At 46.0% G+C, this 17794-nt stretch carries 19 protein-coding genes, 1 tRNA gene and 1 pseudogene; 11 read left to right on the forward strand and 10 right to left on the reverse strand.

Annotation, left to right across the window (positions count from 1 at the left end; all coding sequences use genetic code 11):
• Positions 1 to 64: 64 nt before the first annotated feature.
• The 5 genes and pseudogenes from H5715_RS17395 to H5715_RS17415 all read left to right on the forward strand — a co-directional run bounded on the left by H5715_RS17395 (position 65) and on the right by H5715_RS17415 (position 3966).
• Entirely contained in the window at positions 65 to 574 is a 510-nt protein-coding gene (locus H5715_RS17395; RefSeq protein WP_139309810.1) for a DDE-type integrase/transposase/recombinase, read from the forward strand.
• Positions 575 to 589: 15 nt separating this feature from the next.
• Positions 590 to 775: pseudogene (locus H5715_RS20655) on the forward strand (IS3 family transposase); the annotation flags it as partial.
• Positions 776 to 899: 124 nt separating this feature from the next.
• Positions 900 to 1502, forward strand: a complete 603-nt coding sequence (locus H5715_RS17405) for a class I SAM-dependent DNA methyltransferase (protein WP_075186202.1) — start codon at positions 900 to 902, stop codon at positions 1500 to 1502.
• Positions 1503 to 2696: 1194 nt separating this feature from the next.
• Positions 2697 to 3299: a CC0125/CC1285 family lipoprotein gene (locus tag H5715_RS17410; RefSeq protein WP_075186199.1), complete on the forward strand. Its 603-nt coding sequence runs from the start codon at positions 2697 to 2699 to the stop codon at positions 3297 to 3299.
• A gap of 121 nt (positions 3300 to 3420) precedes the next feature.
• Positions 3421 to 3966 carry a hypothetical protein gene (locus H5715_RS17415; RefSeq protein ID WP_139309809.1) on the forward strand — a complete coding sequence of 182 codons (546 nt, stop codon included), beginning with the start codon at positions 3421 to 3423 and terminating at the stop codon, positions 3964 to 3966.
• Positions 3967 to 4251: 285 nt separating this feature from the next.
• Here H5715_RS17415 and H5715_RS17420 read toward each other — a convergent pair whose 3' ends face one another.
• From H5715_RS17420 to H5715_RS17430, 3 genes are read right to left on the reverse strand one after another with little or no spacing between them, the layout of a single operon-like run.
• A complete protein-coding gene (locus H5715_RS17420; protein WP_185906563.1) occupies positions 4252 to 4884 on the reverse strand; it encodes an IS630 family transposase in 633 nt (210 codons plus the stop codon).
• Entirely contained in the window at positions 4881 to 4979 is a 99-nt protein-coding gene (locus H5715_RS20660) for a helix-turn-helix domain-containing protein (protein ID WP_185906564.1), read from the reverse strand. The genes H5715_RS17420 and H5715_RS20660 overlap by 4 nt, the downstream gene beginning before the upstream one ends.
• Positions 4980 to 5017: 38 nt before the next feature.
• Positions 5018 to 5266 carry a helix-turn-helix domain-containing protein gene (locus H5715_RS17430; RefSeq protein WP_185906565.1) on the reverse strand — a complete coding sequence of 83 codons (249 nt, stop codon included), beginning with the start codon at positions 5264 to 5266 and terminating at the stop codon, positions 5018 to 5020.
• A gap of 430 nt (positions 5267 to 5696) precedes the next feature.
• Between H5715_RS17430 and H5715_RS17435 the strand changes: the two genes are divergently transcribed.
• From H5715_RS17435 to H5715_RS17440, 3 genes are all read left to right on the forward strand, one after another.
• Positions 5697 to 5984 carry a M23 family metallopeptidase gene (locus H5715_RS17435; protein WP_083607947.1) on the forward strand — a complete coding sequence of 96 codons (288 nt, stop codon included), beginning with the start codon at positions 5697 to 5699 and terminating at the stop codon, positions 5982 to 5984.
• A 741-nt stretch (positions 5985 to 6725) separates the two neighbouring features.
• Positions 6726 to 6884 (forward strand): hypothetical protein, encoded by a 159-nt coding sequence (locus H5715_RS20665; RefSeq protein ID WP_425507048.1) that lies wholly within the window; start codon positions 6726 to 6728, stop codon positions 6882 to 6884.
• An 80-nt stretch (positions 6885 to 6964) separates the two neighbouring features.
• Positions 6965 to 7435, forward strand: a complete 471-nt coding sequence (locus H5715_RS17440; RefSeq protein ID WP_075184809.1) for an OsmC family protein — start codon at positions 6965 to 6967, stop codon at positions 7433 to 7435.
• 363 nt (positions 7436 to 7798) lie between these two features.
• On the opposite strand, the gene H5715_RS17445 is transcribed toward H5715_RS17440, so the two are convergent.
• The 7 genes from H5715_RS17445 to H5715_RS17475 all read right to left on the reverse strand — a co-directional run bounded on the left by H5715_RS17445 (position 7799) and on the right by H5715_RS17475 (position 14533).
• Positions 7799 to 7874: transfer RNA gene (locus H5715_RS17445), tRNA-Phe, on the reverse strand.
• A 97-nt stretch (positions 7875 to 7971) separates the two neighbouring features.
• Positions 7972 to 8265 carry an oxidative damage protection protein gene (locus tag H5715_RS17450; protein WP_075184810.1) on the reverse strand — a complete coding sequence of 98 codons (294 nt, stop codon included), beginning with the start codon at positions 8263 to 8265 and terminating at the stop codon, positions 7972 to 7974.
• A 13-nt stretch (positions 8266 to 8278) separates the two neighbouring features.
• Positions 8279 to 9325 carry an A/G-specific adenine glycosylase gene (mutY, locus tag H5715_RS17455; protein ID WP_075184811.1) on the reverse strand — a complete coding sequence of 349 codons (1047 nt, stop codon included), beginning with the start codon at positions 9323 to 9325 and terminating at the stop codon, positions 8279 to 8281.
• Positions 9326 to 9430: 105 nt separating this feature from the next.
• Positions 9431 to 10924: a DUF4013 domain-containing protein gene (locus H5715_RS17460; protein WP_075184812.1), complete on the reverse strand. Its 1494-nt coding sequence runs from the start codon at positions 10922 to 10924 to the stop codon at positions 9431 to 9433.
• Positions 10911 to 12356: a rhomboid family intramembrane serine protease gene (locus H5715_RS17465; RefSeq protein ID WP_075184813.1), complete on the reverse strand. Its 1446-nt coding sequence runs from the start codon at positions 12354 to 12356 to the stop codon at positions 10911 to 10913. Before H5715_RS17465 ends, H5715_RS17460 begins: the two co-directional genes overlap by 14 nt.
• Positions 12357 to 12914: 558 nt before the next feature.
• Entirely contained in the window at positions 12915 to 13340 is a 426-nt protein-coding gene (locus tag H5715_RS17470) for a type 2 periplasmic-binding domain-containing protein (RefSeq protein WP_075184814.1), read from the reverse strand.
• A 17-nt stretch (positions 13341 to 13357) separates the two neighbouring features.
• Positions 13358 to 14533 carry a porin gene (locus H5715_RS17475; RefSeq protein WP_075184815.1) on the reverse strand — a complete coding sequence of 392 codons (1176 nt, stop codon included), beginning with the start codon at positions 14531 to 14533 and terminating at the stop codon, positions 13358 to 13360.
• Positions 14534 to 15701: 1168 nt separating this feature from the next.
• Here H5715_RS17475 and gcvT point away from each other — a divergent pair.
• The 3 genes from gcvT to H5715_RS17490 all read left to right on the forward strand — a co-directional run bounded on the left by gcvT (position 15702) and on the right by H5715_RS17490 (position 17500).
• Entirely contained in the window at positions 15702 to 16793 is a 1092-nt protein-coding gene (gcvT, locus tag H5715_RS17480) for a glycine cleavage system aminomethyltransferase GcvT (protein WP_075184816.1), read from the forward strand.
• Positions 16794 to 16834: 41 nt separating this feature from the next.
• The gene (gene gcvH / locus H5715_RS17485; RefSeq protein WP_075184817.1) at positions 16835 to 17227 is read left to right on the forward strand and encodes a glycine cleavage system protein GcvH; all 393 of its coding nucleotides are present in this window, start codon (positions 16835 to 16837) and stop codon (positions 17225 to 17227) included.
• Between the two features lie 84 nt (positions 17228 to 17311).
• A complete protein-coding gene (locus tag H5715_RS17490; RefSeq protein ID WP_185906566.1) occupies positions 17312 to 17500 on the forward strand; it encodes a hypothetical protein in 189 nt (62 codons plus the stop codon).
• Positions 17501 to 17794 lie beyond the last annotated feature (294 nt).

Consider the following 17794-nt stretch of genomic DNA (forward strand, 5'->3'; position numbering starts at 1 on the left):
TCTCGAAGCTTCTACCAGCGGCTATTCTGACTAAAGAGATAGAGGGGAAAGCCAAAGAGCGTTAGTGTCTCAAATAAAAGAGATGCATGTGGGGCATAAGCGTAATTATGGCACGATACGAATTCGTCCTTACCCTAAAAGAAAAGGCTATAGCTGTAGTCGTAGGCGAATCAATCGGTCAATGACGCAGTATGGAATTAAATCTATCTATTACGCATATAGAGATCGACGCGCTTTGGGTAAGAATTCGTTAGTCACAAATGACATACTGTCCACGCTATCGAGTGCAGCATCAACCGGTGAGCAATGGGCAGGAGAAATGACATATTTCAAAACGAAGGAGGGGCAGGTATACGTGGCCGCTATTTTTGGTCCATTTACACGAAAGGTCATTGGCGGGGGGGGTTCGAAAAACCACGAAACAGATTTAGTGAAGGGTGCATTAAAAATGTCAATTACATTAGAAGATGTAAAGGCGGGATGTATTTTTCATGGCGACCAAGGGTCGGAATACTGTTCCGAGATATATCAAAAGGCTATAGCGGGCGCGGGCTTGCAAGGTAGTATGAGTTGAGCCGGCACACCTACCGACAACGCTTTTGTGGAATCATTTTTTAAGACACTAAAGAATGAGCTGGTTCATCATTGGAAGTTCAATTCAATCGTTGAATGTGTTGCTAGAATTGTCGATTATGTTGAGTTTTATAATGAAGATAGATTACACTCGAGCTTGAACTATCTATCACCAAATGAATATCAAAAATTAAATGCTTAGTGTCCGTCAAAGTGGTGATAGTCTAAACACTGTAGAAAAATACGGAAGTAAGCGTTAATAAATAGAACCAGATGACCGGTAATGGGTAGGCTGGTTTCGGCGTTATACAAAATGGGGAGGCTAAATGGCTAGAGATTTTTTCGAACACAAAGCGGATATGTATGAACAAGATGATAATAGAGTTCTAAATGTCGAAAACATTGCCAATTCCATAATTGAAAGGGTAAGTCTCGATCGAAGTATGCACCTAATGGATTTCGGTTCAGGTACGGGGTTGCTGCTTGAACGTATTTCTCCATTTGTTCGAAAAATTACGGCTATTGATATTTCAAAATCTATGAATCATCAGCTTGCTCAAAAAAGACAGGGCCTTGGTTGTGAACTTGATATTGTTGAAATTGATCTAGTGTCTACAGATTTTTCCGAAAAATACGACGGCATTATATCTTCAATGACAATGCATCACGTGAAAGATATTGGGGCAATGTTCGTTAAGTTCTACAATCTACTCAATGATGACGGAATAATCGCTATAGCTGACCTTGATAGTGAAGATGGAAGCTTTCACGCCGAAGATACAGGTGTCTACCATTATGGTTTTGACCGAGATGTAATAATTGCGGCTGCAAAGCATGCGTGTTTTCGAGATGTAGAAGTCGTCGACGCAAGTGCGGTGCATAAGCCATATGGAAAGTTTCCGGTATTTTTACTCACCGCTAAGAGATAAAGATACACAAGAATGCTATTAAATTGGACTGAATTGCTTCGCAGCCGGGCTGCACCAGTTTACCGCAACACTTCACTTCACAGGCTACACATGCGTTATCCTTACCTTGGAATAAAGTGCTAGAAAAATCGAAATCTGATTTTCGTAGTCGCCGTAATAGCCAGTCCAATTCTGAATGCAAATTCCCGCAAAATCTTAATGGCTGAGGGTAAATCAGATTTGATGGATGCGTTTTCCGGCAAGATTGCGTATAGCTGAATACCATTGGCTTCGTTAATTTTGTGGGCGTACTGCCTATCGTCCAAATATGTTGAAATAGATCAAATACTCTTCAGTGTAACTTATTGTATATCTCTAATTGCGTATATATAGTGGGTTAAACGTTTACCCATACAGGGTTTTGTTTGAGTTTACTTACCCTACTACAAACATAAGGAAATAGTTTGTGATAAGGGTGTTTAGTTTTATCGAGGTGGGGATACTCTTTTAGGCAGTTTTAAAAAAGGGTAACTGAGTGGGAAATACGACATTTTTTATTGCGATTTTTTCACTGGCTTCGATAATCCACAAAAATAAATACGCTCATTACCTTGTCGCTATGCTCTTGAGCTGTGAATAAGCTGCTCTTAACATTCTGCATTGTCTTTCTATATTCGAGATTGGCGCTCACGTGCGATGCGGTACTGCCTTGGCTAATTCCACCAATTGAAATGGATGGAGAGTTTACGGTTGTCTATCCTCCTACAATGTTTGAATCGTTCGTAGAAAGCTTAAATGAGTCAAAAGACATAGCTATTGCATTGTTGTACGTAGATTACCACGATCCAAATACCAAACACGCCCAAACTGAGCTAAGTGTATTAAAGGGTTGGAGAAAACCTCATGGGGAGCTCGTTAAAGTTATTCGATATGCCTCTAGCTGCGGAGATCCCGAGGCTTTAGAGGAGGGTGAATGGTACGTAGTGGTATATAAACCATACAACGATCCCGCTCTAATGAAGTTCAAATTGGTTGAAGGCTATGTAAATAAATTGGGGCCCTCTACATATGCTTATAGCACAATTGGTCTGCTGCCAAAATAGGGTGAATAAAGTGGACTCGCGGTCATTGGCGATATCGGCCCTGCCGGCGCTTAATAACGATGTTGATTGTAAATATAATAATAGAGGAACTTTTGTTCCACAGAGGCTATGTATGAAATATTTAGTATTAATAATGTGCTTCACTTTACTTGGATGTACAACAGCTTACGGTCCAAACAATCTAACGGGCGGCTATAAAGAAAAGAAGTTGGATGAAAACAGCTATATTGTTTCATTTTTTGGCAATGGATATACATCTGAGCAGCAGGTTTGGAATTATTGGATATACAGGTGTGCAGAACTAACTATTGAGAAGGGGTTTGAAGTATTTAGTTTAGATTCATCAGATAAGCACGCATATTATCTGCACCCAGGTTACGACGAGCTGGTCGAATTCAAAATGCTCAACAGCAATAGTGATGGCTCGGAGAATGGGGTAATCCCTGTTCAGTATTATTCGTATTCAGTGTCCACATATTCGTCTAAAGCGATTGTGAATATGTATAACATACCAATCGAGGAGGGTGTTAATGTCGATATCTTACTCGACGCCGAAAGCGTGATTGAACAGCTGCAGCCGTATATGGATGCAAAATCAAAAGTCTCCCCACCAGATAGAAATAATTTGTATATTCGAGCGGCTGTTGAAGCGGCCATAAAAGCAAAAGCGTTGGATGAAGAAGATGCAATAAGGTTGAGAAGCACCGCAATCTAAACGGCGCAAGGTACTAAGTTGATAAGGTGATTCAGTAAAAAATAAAGGCTATACGTATAGAGTGTCACTCGCTGCAGGGTTGGCTGGAGCGTTATACATTAAAACTGAGGTAATAATTAAAATGAAAAAGTTATTTATAATTGTGTCTATCCTAAATTTAATCGGGTGTGCATCACTCAATAATCCCCATGATCCTGCGCTAATAACAAGTGCGAATTTAGCGGGAGGTAAAGGCGTTATACTGTTGTCGGCGGGCGCCGATAAAAAATGTATGTCTCTGGCTACATTTCTTCAGATAAATCCGGGCGAGGGCAATGCCAATGATGTAAATTCTGTGTTGGCTGCTGTCGATGTGTACGCTATGAAGCCCGATTTTGTAAACCATTTTGGCTTCTTGCATGCGCTTGAGCTTCCCGCGGGGAGATATTATTTCTCGCCATGGGTCGCCAACCCCTATGTCAATCAAAACAAATTTATACAAGCTAGGCTAGAAGTTGTTGAGGGAGAAATATCGTATCTCGGCGAGTATTACCTTACTAAATCATGCGGAAGTGATAATCAGTTTGAAATTAGAGATCGTTACGAACGAGATATAGAGTTGTTTTCGGAAAAAAATAAGCTATTTTCAAAGTCGGATGTTGTTAAACGGATCATAGAGCGAGAATAGTAAATGCCTGACAAAGGAAGCCAAACGACGAAGAATACTATGCACGTGTTGTGTACGGATCTAGCTCGTTTTGCACGGGCCACGCTACATATTTTCCGCCTTTGTTACTGGGGTCCTTTGTCTACTAGATCTATATGATAAGTTAGAGCATGAGAATAATATTAATCGCAGAAGAAGTGGGGCTGACGCTTACGATTATTTCGAATGCGAAGTCAGGTAACTCAGGCCCGGTATAGCATGGATTAAACACATAACGGCATTCCTTCACCGCTTCGCGGTACGAGCTCACAATATGTCAGTTGCCTCTTGGAAAAATGATTTAATCAGAGCCTTATCCCGTTTGATACTTTCCAGGTCTAAAATGGCACGATTCTTTAGTGATTCTCCTGTCTTGAGTGGATTTTTTGATGTGCCGATATTTCTCATCTGATTCCACACAAGCTCATCTGGATTTAAGTCAGGTGCATACGGTGGTAGAAATACCATTTCAACTTTTCCTTCAAGTGACTCAATATAGTCCGTGACCTTCTTTGATTTATGTACAGGATGCCCATCAACGATGAGTATGACGGGAGAGTTACGGCCTTTTTGGAAACTTTTTAAGCATTCAATACATTTATCCGCATTAAATTTTCCGTCAAAAACGTGATACCAAAAGCCACTTTTATTCGATAACGCTGAGATCGCATTAATTGCCTGTCTTTGACCGCTTGTTGTGACGACAGGTGTCTTCCCTTTTTCACCCCAGGTACGCTGTAAAGGATCATCTGAACGAATAGTGGTCTCATCCAACCAAAATATCTCAGCCCCTTTCTTTTTAGCGTATTTCTTAACTTTAGGGTAACCATCATCAACCCATTCTTGCACCGCTTTCTCGTCTCGCTCATCCGCTCTACGTAACGGTTTTTGTGGCGTCAAACTAACCGATGCAGAATTTTACCAACACCTGAAGGGCTCAAGGCAACACCAAATCTTTCAAGAATTAAATCAGCAACAATTTGGCGTGTCCGCAAACCAAAATCAAAGCCATGCTGTCGAGGGTCTCCGCCAATTAGCTCCTTTTTATTTCTTGCTCTTCAAGATCGGATAGTGTTCGATTGCGTCCAGTTCGTGCTTTGGGTGCCAGAGCATCAATTCCTTTTTCACTCGCTAAACGCAACCAGGTGAAAATTGTTCGGCTTCCAAGACCGAAGCTGCGTGTCACTTCGGCCGCACTTTCACCATCATGCACTCGCTGCACTGCTATCTTACGAATTAAATGCTGCTCTTCTGTACTAAGTTTTCTTGCGTCATTTTTCATGACTTTTATTATACAGGTTTCAAATGAACCGTATTGATTATTAGTGACCCGCTAGTATGTATTACTATTGCTTTCGGCCATTTTTTTTGCTTATAGGTTTCGTATCGATAAAGGATTGTTCAGCGTTCGGAGTGGGCTGTCAGAATACGTAATTGGGGTTTTTGTTAGTCTACTGTTTTTTGTTTTTCTATTTAAGGTAATTGCTGGACGAAAAACAAAAGAAACTCCTCTTGTTTGTAACTTCCCCCTGAAAAACGGAAACTACTATATCGCACATGGAGGTGCATCAAAAATTATTAATCATCATCATCATCATCATCATCATTATTATTTGGTTGGTGCGCAGAGATATGCTTTAGATATTATGAAATTAAATAAGTTTGGATTTCGATGTAAGGGCGTATATCCCAGTAAATCGGACAGATAATTCATTTTTGGCGAACCCGTATATGCGCCCAAGGACGGTATAATCGTGAAAGTAATTGATGGTTTAGGCGATTCGATTCCGCCCAAAAGAGATGAAGTAAATCTTGCCGGAAATCATATTGTAATGAGCGTAGAAAGTAATATTTATATTCTACTTGCCCATTTACTGAAATGCAGTATTTTGGTGAACGAAGGCGAAAAAGTGAGCCAGGGCCAAATGATCGGCAGGGTTGGGAATTCGGGTAATACAACTGAGCCACATCTACATATGCACTGCGTGAAAACAAATTGAAGCGATTACCTTAGAGAGGGTGATGGAGTGCCAATGTTGTGTGAAGGTAAGTTTCTTATAAGAATGTAGCAACCAAATCGCTACAGGGAGCATTGGGGGAACGGTAAAAAGGCGGCGGGGCATTTATTGGCTTGGGGATATTTTTCGATCACACGTCTTACGGTGCTGAAGTTTGCCGAGCGCCTTGGGGCTTTTGGTTTGGCGCGTTCGTAAAAAAGCCCACGATTGATCGATGGAACTGAGTTACTGCAGGTTCGTATTTAATGGTTTTGAATTCCGAGGCTCTGTCGATTTTATTGCGTGCTTAGAGTCAGACGCTGTGGCCGTTATGAATTACGCGTTTACCTCGCAAACACGCTGTAAACCCTTCCCTGCTGGCGAGATGTTGCGATGCAAGCCCCCAATTCATTATTTTGATAATGGTGGGAAATCGGTTGTGTTGGTAAAACAGCTAATAATATTGTTAGTGCTCAGGAAAGCTATGAAGCACTTAATTACAGGTCTGTTATTGCTTAGTGTTAACACCTTCGAGGTAGAAAGCGAGTGCTACGGTTCCACTTCAAATGGTTACCTTAAAGGTGGGGTAAAATTGCCCGCTCAAGGCGAAAACTTTGAGTGATATGGTTCGCTCGCTTTGCTGTAAGAGCGTATGTTCACTCCACAGTAAGAGACATAGCAGTTGTAATGATTCATGGTGGAGGTTGGGATTCATGAGGCAAGAAAAATCTACAAAACCAAGCAATAGCTCTAGCGGAAAATGGCTACGTGGCCTTGTCCATCAACTACAGACTTGCCGATATAGAAAACGGTATAGGTTATGATGGGATGATAGCCGATGCAAAATGTGCCGTTAGATTTTTCAGAGCGGTTGCGAATGATTACGGTATTGATAGAAGATGAATAGCTCTCTTCAGAATTTCTGCGGGGTGGTCACTTAGGCTTACAAGTGTTTAGCGTAACTTATCTAAAAAGGAGCGAATATGGCAGAGTATTATGCATTGATAAAATGGAAACGAGGAGAGGGTGAGGCCTATATCGATAATAAGTATAGTCGCGGCCATGTTTGGGAGTTTGATGGTGGGGTCAGTGTGCCCGCATCGTCATCCCCGCATGTGGTACCTCTTCCATATTCAGTTGAGGCTAATGTTGATCCGGAAGAGGCTTTTGTAGCGTCTCTATCGAGCTGCCACATGCTTTTCTTTCTATCTTTCGCGGCAAAGAGAAGGTATGTCGTGGAGAGCTATACGGACGATGCAATAGGGGTAATGGAGGAAGATACGTCGGGGAAAATATCTATGACTAATGTTGTTCTCCGGCCCAAAGTCGTGTTTACGGGAGAGCGTATTCCATCAAGAGAGGGTGTTGAAAAGATTCATCACCAGTCTCACGAACATTGTTTTATAGCTAATTCTGTTAAAACAAAAGTAAGGGTAGAAATTCCCGAAAATTAGCGAAAGGTCTAATGGTGTTTTTAAAATTTACACTATCTCTCTACGTTGCATAACGCATGGAGCCGACGTATTAGCGGTATCGCAACGTACCGTGAATAAATTTAGAGTTATCTTTTGAAGCGCCGAACACATAGGTCGAGCTTGAAATAAATCCTCCGTTTTGGTTGTCTTCGTGTTTGGAGGGCGCGCAATACGAAGTGATTGTGGGGTGTGTCTCCATTTTTAGTTGCCCCCCAGTTTTAGTAATGTTTGAGTTCAATGTAACAAGTATCACGCTTTCAGTGGTTCCGGCTGGTTTTCATCGGCCCTTGGATTCCAGGCATAAAAAAACCCCGACCAAGTGGACGAGGTTTTTTTATGGAGTGGTGCCCAGACCCGGAATCGAACCAGGGACACGGGGATTTTCAATCCCCTGCTCTACCGACTGAGCTATCTGGGCAAATCTTCATCAGCGAGGCGTTAAAGCTAAGCTGCGAAGGCCGCGTATTAAACCTTCTAGTGTGGCTTTAGTCAAGGGGTTGGAAGCAATTTCTTGATCAGCCTTCGCTTGTGGGTTTTGTGTTTTCTGGCGTCACGTAGCCATCGGCCTGGTCGTAGTTTTCACCGCTGAAAAATTTGTTCATTTGTTCGCCGAGGTAGGTGCGGGCGGTCATGTCCATAAGGTTGAGCTGTTTTTCGTTAATGAGCATGGTTTGGTGGCTTAACCATTCCTTCCAGGCTTTTTGCGATACGTGTTCGAACAGGTCTATGCCTTTGGGGCCGGGTAGTGGTGGCACGGCCAGGCCTTCCAGTTCCTGTTGATATTTGCGACAGAATACAGTGCGTGACATAGGGTTTCCTTGGTTACAGCCGGGTGCCCAGCTGCTCCAGTAATTTTTTGACTGGGGCGGCAAGGCCGAGGTTCTGAGGTTGTTGGAGGTTATACCAGAGCTGGCGGTTGTTCTCCATTATTTGTGGGTAAACCTTGGCGAGTTTCACCGCTATAGGGCTTATGTCCAGGTGGTAATGGCTAAAGGTATGGCGCAGTTGCGGCCATTCTATGTGAGTGCTCACTTTGCCTATATGCTCCGAGATATGGGCTTTCGAATCCTCGGTCTGTTGTAGCTCCGGCAGGCTCCAGAGGCCGCCCCAAATGCCGGTTGGCGGCCGTTGCTCCAGTAAAACCTCACCGGATTTGTTGTGGATTAGCAGCATTTGTATTTGTTTGATGGGCAGGGTCTTTTTGGGCTTTTTGCCGGGGTAGTCCTGCGGGTTGCTCTGGGCGTGGGCCTGGCAAGTGGACACGACGGGGCACTGGTTGCACTGGGGCTTGGAGCGCGTACAGACGGTGGCGCCCAAATCCATAATCGCCTGGGTGTAGTCGCGGCAGCGTTTCTTCGGCATATGCTGCTCGGCGTGCTGCCACAGTTGGTTGAGCACGGCGGGTTTACCCGGCCAGCCATCGACGGCATGGTGGCGGGCGAGCACGCGTTTAACATTACCGTCCAGGATGGCCGTGGATTGTTCGTAGGCGATGCTGGCAATGGCGGCGGCGGTGGAGCGACCGATTCCGGGTAGCGCCTCCAGCGATTCGACGTCGCTGGGCATCTGCCCCTGGTGTTCGGCTTGTACGGTTTGCGCGCACTTGTGTAGGTTGCGAGCGCGGGCGTAGTAGCCGAGACCGGTCCACAGGTGGAGAACGTCGTCCAGGGGGGCATTGGCCAGGCTTTCGAGTGTGGGGAAGCGTTCCAGAAAGCGGTTGAAGTAGGGGATAACGGTTTCCACCTGCGTCTGCTGCAGCATAATTTCAGACACCCATACGCGATAGGGATGGATGGGCTGCTGCCAGGGCAGGTTCTTGCGGCCGTACTGGTCGAACCACTTGAGGAGTTTTTGGGCAAATGTCGGCATGGATTAATTAGCTGGGCTGGGCGTGAATGCGGGATTAGCCGGTGCTTTGTATCACACCGGTTTGTCGAGGTGAAGCCGAATTGTTGTCAGCGATTGTTTGCGGGCTTATTTAAATTCAATTGGCGGCAATTCCTTGGGTTCGTTGTGGGTTTCCGCTGGAGTTTCGTTGGGGTTCTCTTCTGTGCGTGCCGCATGGGGGGAAACGTCCTTTACTGCAAAGGGGTTGGCCATTGGCTTTTGTGCTGCGGTTTTGGGGGTTCGCTTTTTTAGCTGCTCGGCCATCAGGCGACATTTGGCAGCCTGGGGTTGTTTGTTTAGATCGTCTAGCGCATTTGCCAGCAGGGTATAAGCCTCGGCCAAATTGGAATATTTCGGAAAAGCTTTGTGCATGCCGTTAATCAGTTTTACGGCCGTTGCGGGAATCCCTTTGGCTCTGCAGGTTTTTGCCAGTTGCAGGCGAACGCCGGGATTGTCGGGCATAAAGTCGGGGCAGGTGCGGGTAGCGGTGGAGAAGGCGATGTTTAAGGCATCGTATTCTCGGTTTTTTTGCAGCCACCGCAGGTAGTGGTTGGCGCTTTCGCCAATTAAGGTTTTGTTTTTGGTATTGCAGCAGAAATCGAAAAAGTTCTGTGTGAAATGTTTGCTGCTAGGGAATTCCTTTAGCGCTTCTGTAAATAATGCTACGACCTCGTTGTAGTTGCCCTCTTTCAAATTCACATCTATTTTCGCGCTGAGAATGTCTTCTTTTTCTCGCGGCGCATTGAGGTTGTCTGCTCTTGCGGAGTAGCCGAGTTTGTCCTGATACTGGAATAGCATATACCCCATTATATGGAAGACGACGACCATATAGTAATTGGAAACCGTTGATTGCAGCGCGCGGGTAATGATGGAAGAGTAGGAGCCAAGGAGTTCGTTAATGATGCCTACGGAGCCCATCATTATCATAATAAAAGCGATAAGCACACCGTAGGGTAGCCCGATTGTTAAAATCAGTTTAATGGCATTGAGCGGGTTGATTGAATCAATCACTTCTTCCGATTGCGCAAACTGAATCAGAATGGCAGGAAAGCTAATAAGCAAGACGGTACCCAGAAAACCTGCCAGCGCTCCGCTGATATAGGCCGCCACCAGCGTGATAACGCCGCTGGGAATAATGATCATTAAAAATAATTTACCTAGCAGTGTTAAGCCGCCTTCGTAGGCGTCGCCTATATCCGGCGCGCTCATTTCACCGGAGGCGGTGCGCTCCAGGCAGCGGAAGGAATATTTGAGCATGGCGCCGGTAAGTGCCAGATAAATAATAAAGGTAATAAAGCCAAGCAAAGGTATGGCAGATAGCAGTGTGGTGACCACAGAGATGCCGATAATAAGTGGCAGCGCGTGGCCGTTAAGGGGGTAGCGAAAGGCTTCCTGCAGGCGTCGCCAAAACGGTTCTGCCGAGCTACCAGTACCTAAGCTGTCTAGCGGCTTTTCGCAAAAATGGCAGAGGGTGTTGCCGTGCCGGTTGGTTTCACCAGCGCATTGATCGCAGTGGTTGATGGCGCAACCTGGGCAAGCATAGGTGGCGGGTACTAGCGGGTGGTATTTACAGTGCGCCATGTTGCCCTCCCTGCGCTAGTTGGTTTGCCAGCGCTTCGTATTGGGTTTGCTTTTGTTTTTGCCCGAGGCTGGCAAAAGCTCCCGACAGTTTTTGTGCGAAGATGATAAACGAAGGGTTTTTACAGGCGCGTTTTGCCAGCATATCAATAATCTGTTCTGCGGCGATGGGGTGTTCAAGGGAGGAAAACTGCATTCCCAGGCGGATAGCGCTTTCGTCATCCAGCTGGTCGTGCAGTTTGGGATGATCGAACCATATTTTCTCCAGGCGCTCTATTTCATGGGGTAGTAAACGCTTCATTTGCCACAGTCGAAGTACGCTTTGTGGATAATTTTTACCCTTGGATATCTTCAGTAAATTAAAACGGATCACCGCCAGATCGAAGGTTTCGCCAAACTCTTTTATGGCTTCGTTAGCCAGCTTGTACGCGTGCGCGAAACTGTATTTTTCCAGTGCGCGATAAATTTCGGCCATGCGCTGCTGCTGCTCGTCTATCGGGCTTTGATCGTTCTCAATATATTCTTTGTTAATCGTTTTTCGATCGACTAATAGGGACACAGCGATAAGAAAACAACCGCCGACAAAGCCGCCTGCGTGAGCTAGGAAGGCAACGTTGGATTCGGGATCGGTATAGTAGCTATACAGTTCTTTGCCAATATAAAACGGTAAGATTAGCAGCGCCGGTGCGCGGAAGTAACCGACAAAGAAAAATATCCAGTAAAAGAACTCGATATTGCGAAAACGGAACACGGCGAGGTACATGGCCATTACCGCAGAAATGGCTCCCGAGGCACCGACAAGCGGAACGCTGCTGTCCCAGTTAGATACGACCTGGGCCATTCCCGCTGCGAAGCCGCCAACAAGATAGAAGACTAAAAATCGCCAGTGACCAATAGCGGCTTCCACGGCAAAACCGCATATAACAAGGAAGAACATATTGCCCAGCAGGTGCATAACGTCACCGTGTAAAAACTGGTGGCTAAGTAATGAGCTGAGTTTGAATGTGCTGGCGGTAAGTCCGTGGGCGATAGGGCTGAGGGAGTTAAATTTCTCCTGAATCGCTTTGCGTTCGTGCTGCCAGCGGGTGTAGAGCTCGTGATCGAAAGAGTCGCGTGCGATCTGTGTGAGGTGCTGGTAAAAATCCTGCCGCAAGAGAACTTTCGAAAGATGATCGTGGTTATTTCCGCTTTCGTAATCTTTGGTAAGCTCAATAAGGGTGTCGGTTTCGCCTTTGCTTTTCAGGTAGGTTTTCAGTAGCGGCCATTCCTGTTCGATAAAGCCAGAGCGGTCGTAGGCGTGCACAGCTTCGAGGTATTTTTCGGCGTCGCCGGACTGATAGATGAAGAAGATAAGGACGTTGAGCAATACGATTAAAAAAAGAACCACCGGCGCATGCCGCCAGTCGAACTGTTTTTCTGTTGGGACAACAATCATTGTTTAGGCCGCTCTTTTATTGTTTTCCTTTTAGGGCAGGGTAATAGTAGAGGGTTAGCTTGGGTAAGAACAAGTAAAAATTATGTGTAAGGCGGCAATGAATGCGGATGTATAATAGAGGGATGGTATTAACGGCGGCTATTTTTTTCATTTTTATAGGTATACACGCCGAGAGCTAACGTTATTAAAGCGAACACTGCGCAAGTGCTGAGATCGCTAAGATTAATTTCTAGGATGTACCCGTGCCGAGTTTATTCATTCGCTATTGGTCGTTTAGCTTTATTATTGATGCGAATACGCCGGGTTAAAATAAGCTCCGGTGGTGGCGGGGTACGGTTATATGGGTGGTACTTTGGTGGTGGGAATATATCGATGTTGTAGGCTCGGTGAAATCGGCCTCCAATGTTTGTTCGTCAGTATATGGGGGCTCAGCGAGGCGCTGAAATATGGGCTGAAACTGCCAGCGCCCCTCTCGACGCTGACGGTTGGTTTTGTCTCATGAAGGCGACTAGCTTGGAATAGCTGGAAAATGCTCATCGCCAGATGAAGATAACGACTCTAGAAGGTCAATATCACTTTTATCGTTGAGTCGACGTTAGCGGCGTCGATGTAGCCGATAGTACTGGGATTGGATGCAATCAATTGCTTCATTTCGGCATCGCTAGCCACCTCTTTTGGCGGGTTGGCCTTACCCGTAAATATCAGCTGAGACCAATAGGCTTTAACTTGGCTGGAGGTTTTGCCCAGTACCGAATCTTCAAACCCCGTGCGTATTTCCGAGCCTGCAGATTGATTAATGGGAAGAGCGGAACCTCCGCTGGGAAACGATTTTATTTTCCCCAAAAAGAGCTTGTTCACTGTTTGTTGATCCAGAGTGTCGTTGTTAGACGGATGTACGATAACGGCCGTTTCTGCCCACGCTGTGGCTGTGCATAATAGTGACAAAATAATAAATATCGGTAGTACAAAATGAGTGATTTTCATGTCGGCTTCTCTCCAGCTTAAAATACAGTGACAAGTGCAAAACGCAGTAGATTTTGGTCTTCGTCTAACAGATTGTCGTTATACATTGTATATTCGGCTTTAAAGGCCGCAGAGTCGTGAAAATCCCAGCGTAAACCTAGCGTTAGGTAGTCTGAGTCGTGGGCCGTTGATTGAAAAAGGCCCTGAGTGGCGGCCACGAGGTTGTCTATATCTACGGAGGCACCTGCGGGCGGTAATCCAGTCTCCAAAAAGTCGGTGCTGGTTGGCGTATCTTCATTCGCGCCGTAGGTAATATGCGGCGTGAAGGCGCCCATACGCTTTCCAAGACTGAGGTAATAGCCTTCTTGCGACTCCTGCAAAAAGCTGCCTTCAGTACTGGATTCTGTGTATTCCGCGATAACAATAAAATCCTCATAGCTAATGTTAAATCCGGCGCCGAAAAAATTCGAGGTGTCATTGCCATCGTCAGTACGGATCTCGGTGGCAAAATTGGGAATGGTTGCATTTGCGTCGTGCAGAGCGCTCCAGCCGTCGGTTAGCCGGTCAATTTCATCGATGGTAATTGCCAAATCCGCCTGTGAATAGGCCACTCGAAAGGTGATCCAGTCATAGGTTAGTGACCAATTCAGGTTTACCATATTGGACAAATCGGATTCTTGGTAAGTGTCGTTGACGAGTATGCTTTCTCTATTGCGGCCGATAACGACTTGGACAGTGGAATCCATGGGTCCGAGCTGATTATTTACGGCCATGCCGATGCCGTTGACGCTGTCAAAGGGTATGCTGTAGACACCTGCCGGTGGCGTAATCCAATGGTAGGCATAGCTAACATCGAGAAAATCGGAGTAGGCGTAGAAAGGTGCGCGCTGCCGACCAAACAGGAATTTAATGTTTTCAGTCGCCTCCCAGCCAATATAGGCCCATGTGAGTTTTGCGTCCCAGTCTTCACTGCCTTTCGCCATAATTTGCGCAACGGCGGTCAGCCCCTCACCCAGGTTGCCCTGAGCCTGAATGGCGAGTTTTGAATCTTGATCAAAACTTAAATCGTTGTCATAGCCTTGTAGCGTTTCGTCGTCGGACGATGTTAAACCTCCTGCGAAGGTGGCGAATCCATTGAAAGCGATTTCGGCGGAAACGCCAGAAGACAACCCGAGTGTACAGAACGCTAGGGTTAATAGTCGTTTATTAAGCATTGTTAAATACCCTCTTTGTGGTCGGACGAATCCGGGGTAGTTGATGATTGCGTGCAGGTTAGAATATCTAACGCATTAAATGATTTTTTTTATAACTTATCCGCAATAAATATTAAGGATGAACTCATATCGTTGCCATGCGGCATTGACGATGAAATGCGTGACACGTATTCAGTTGTATAGTATTGACCCGATTATTTTATTGGTAACGCTCCGTTGTTTTTGGATACGCATAGCGGTAAATATATTTTGTTTTATGCGCCAGTCGATGGGTTAATAGAACGTCTAATAAAATGAATGGAAGCCAATAAAAAATCCTTTTGTTCTAATAGTAGTGACAGGTTTTTTTTGTTAAAAAATTCGAAAAATACGTTCAATCCATAAACCTTAATGTGTGCGTACAGGCCAAAATAATAAGCTCTGGCGAGATCACTTACATTCTAGTCTAGGATATCCGTATCGTTTTGCAATTTTTTGCGTTAGGTTTTATTTGTGACACGGTAGTGTCGGTTAGTCGAAAAAAATTCTTAAAAAGTAGAGGGTTTTAAAGGGCTGAATGTTTTCGATGCCATGCTACGGCGATGCAGGTTTTCAGTTTAGTGAATTCGTATTTGTTAACTCTTGTATGCCCACACGGTATTGGCAATTAGAGCCCATTGTCGAGGGATTGCTTGTTTGCGGATAAATGCGTAATTCCGTCTGGCACACTCGGCCGATATATAGGTATAGGACGTTCGCAAGGACTCAGCGGAATTTGTGGGCCTGTGATTGTCGTTTGTAGCGTAATCAATATAACTTCATGGTCACCTAGCTGTTCAGTGCGTCACACTGAGCCCGCTGGGGTTTCAGGCTAATGATTGCCGAGAAAAAAGATTGGGCGTTGCTGTCCCATAACTCGCTAATGGGGTTCTTTGTGAACGAGAGTCGCGTGTTGACATAAGTTCGGCGTTCTTTCCCTCCTACACGCAGTGAATTCTTTCCTAAATTCCTGTGGTCAGACTGCCTACGGCCACATTTAAATATCAGGCCCTTCTTGGGTAAACTTGTGGGACAGTAGCGGGGCTCTTCCGCATGCTCAATGCGATTAATACTACTTTTCTACATTAGTCTTCGGACGTTTAGCCTTTTACAGGGTAAAATGCGGCCTTATTATTGAGGTGAATACGCTATGTTAAAAGAAACTCCCTTGGTGGCAGTGCACCGCGAGATGGGCGGCAAGCTGGTGGACTTTGGTGGCTGGAATATGCCGGTGAACTATGGTTCGCAAATTGAAGAGCACAAAGCTGTGCGCGAAGGTGCGGGCATGTTCGATGTTTCGCATATGACCATTGTGGATGTGGAGGGCGAGCAGGCGAAGGCGTTTCTACAGTATTTGCTGGCCAACGATGTGGCAAAGCTGGAGCTGCAGGGTAAGGCGTTATACACGGGTATGCTGAACGAAAACGGCGGCGTGATAGACGACTTGATTGTGTACTTGATGGCATTTGGCTATCGGTTGGTGGTGAACTGCGGAACCCGGGAAAAAGATCTGGCGTGGATTAACCAGCAGGCCGGTAGCTTTAATATCCGTATTACCGAGCGCGACGAGTTGGCGATGATTGCGGTGCAGGGCCCACAGGCGCGGGATAAGGTCGCGGGTCTGGTCGATGCTTCACCGATTGAAAACCTGAAGGTGTTTCAGGGAGCTTTTCTGGCGGATGCGGGTAAGCAGGATTGGTTTGCCGCCCGCACGGGCTATACGGGTGAAGACGGCTACGAAATTATGTTACCCAACGAAGCCGCAGCCGGTTTCTGGCGCTCACTGGCGGAGGAGGGTGTTCAGCCCTGTGGTTTGGGTGCACGCGATACCCTGCGCCTGGAAGCGGGAATGAACTTGTATGGTCATGAAATGGATGACGATACTTCGCCGCTGGTAGCAAATATGGCTTGGACCGTAGCCTGGGAGCCCGGCGAGCGTAACTTTATCGGTCGCGACAGAATAGCAGCTGAAAAAGTTGCTGGTATAAGCCACAAGCTGGTGGGTTTGGTGCTGTCAGATAAAGGCGTGTTGCGCGAGGGACAACCGGTTGTGTGCGACGGGGTTGAGGGAGCCGGGGTGATTACCAGCGGTACTTTCTCGCCCACCCTGGGCTGTTCCATTGCGCTCGCCCGTGTACCGGTTGGTTTCGGTGGGCAGGCCGTTGTGCAGGTGCGCAAGCGAGAGCTACCGGTGGCAATTGTTAAGCCTTGTTTCGTGCGTAATGGCAGTAAACTGGTTTAAAATACCCGCTTTTTAAGATTGACCGTTTTAAGGAAACCAACATGAGTGAGATCCGATCCGAACTGAAGTACATGTCCAGCCACGAGTGGGTGCGAGTGGAGGAAGATGGCACTGTAACCATCGGTATTACTGACCACGCGCAAGAGGAACTGGGCGATGTGGTGTATGTAGAAACACCGGAAGTCGGCAGTGCGGTGCATGCTGGAGAAGAGGCCGGTGTGGTGGAGTCGGTTAAGGCGGCTTCCGATATTTATGCGCCTGTGAGCGGTACGGTCGTTGCTGTTAACCAAGCATTGGAAGATGCACCGGAAACGGTTAATGAATCACCTTTCGATGAGGGCTGGTTCTTTAAGGTTAAACTCAGCGAGCCTTCCGAGCTGGAGGGTATGCTCAGCGTTGAAGGATATAAAGATTCTATTGAGGCTGACGACTAGCAGGCTTCAGCGTAGAACGACTATTGATTCCCCAAAAGCCCGCCGGTGAAAGCCTGCGGGCTTTTTTGTTCTTTAACGGTTCGTTTGCTTGTAGATGGCTCCCGAGCAGAACGGTCCAGCGCAGCCGTATTGATGTGGGTGATGGTGTTGGGCTTGCTGGATACGCGTTCTTTTGCGTCGGCGTTGTTCGCTTCTTTGGGCAGGGCTTCCCTGCCGCTAATGATTGGCTTGGGTCTGCACGGTTTAACCGGGCTGCACAATCTTCGAGAATAACCCTAATCGTTGTGCGTTCAACTTGACTTAAGAGGCGCCAATTTGACGTCAAAATATTTATTGGTGTCCCTTTTTGTTTTGGACCGTTCCGTTTTCTATGCAGACTCGATCAACAATAAATACAAATTTCGAAGGGAAAATAATGTGGTTTTTTTTGAGAGTAAAAAATTTATTATCCTTTTTTTATTAGTTGGGGCCGCAATCAGAATACGGCTCTCGTAAAAAAATATCTTGTCTATACTTTGAGCGAGAGGCGGGGAATTTATTTCCAGGTCACACAATAATCTAGGGAAA

Origin of the sequence: Teredinibacter haidensis, assembly GCF_014211975.1 — a bacterium.
Taxonomy (GTDB): Bacteria; Pseudomonadota; Gammaproteobacteria; order Pseudomonadales; family Cellvibrionaceae; genus Teredinibacter; species Teredinibacter haidensis.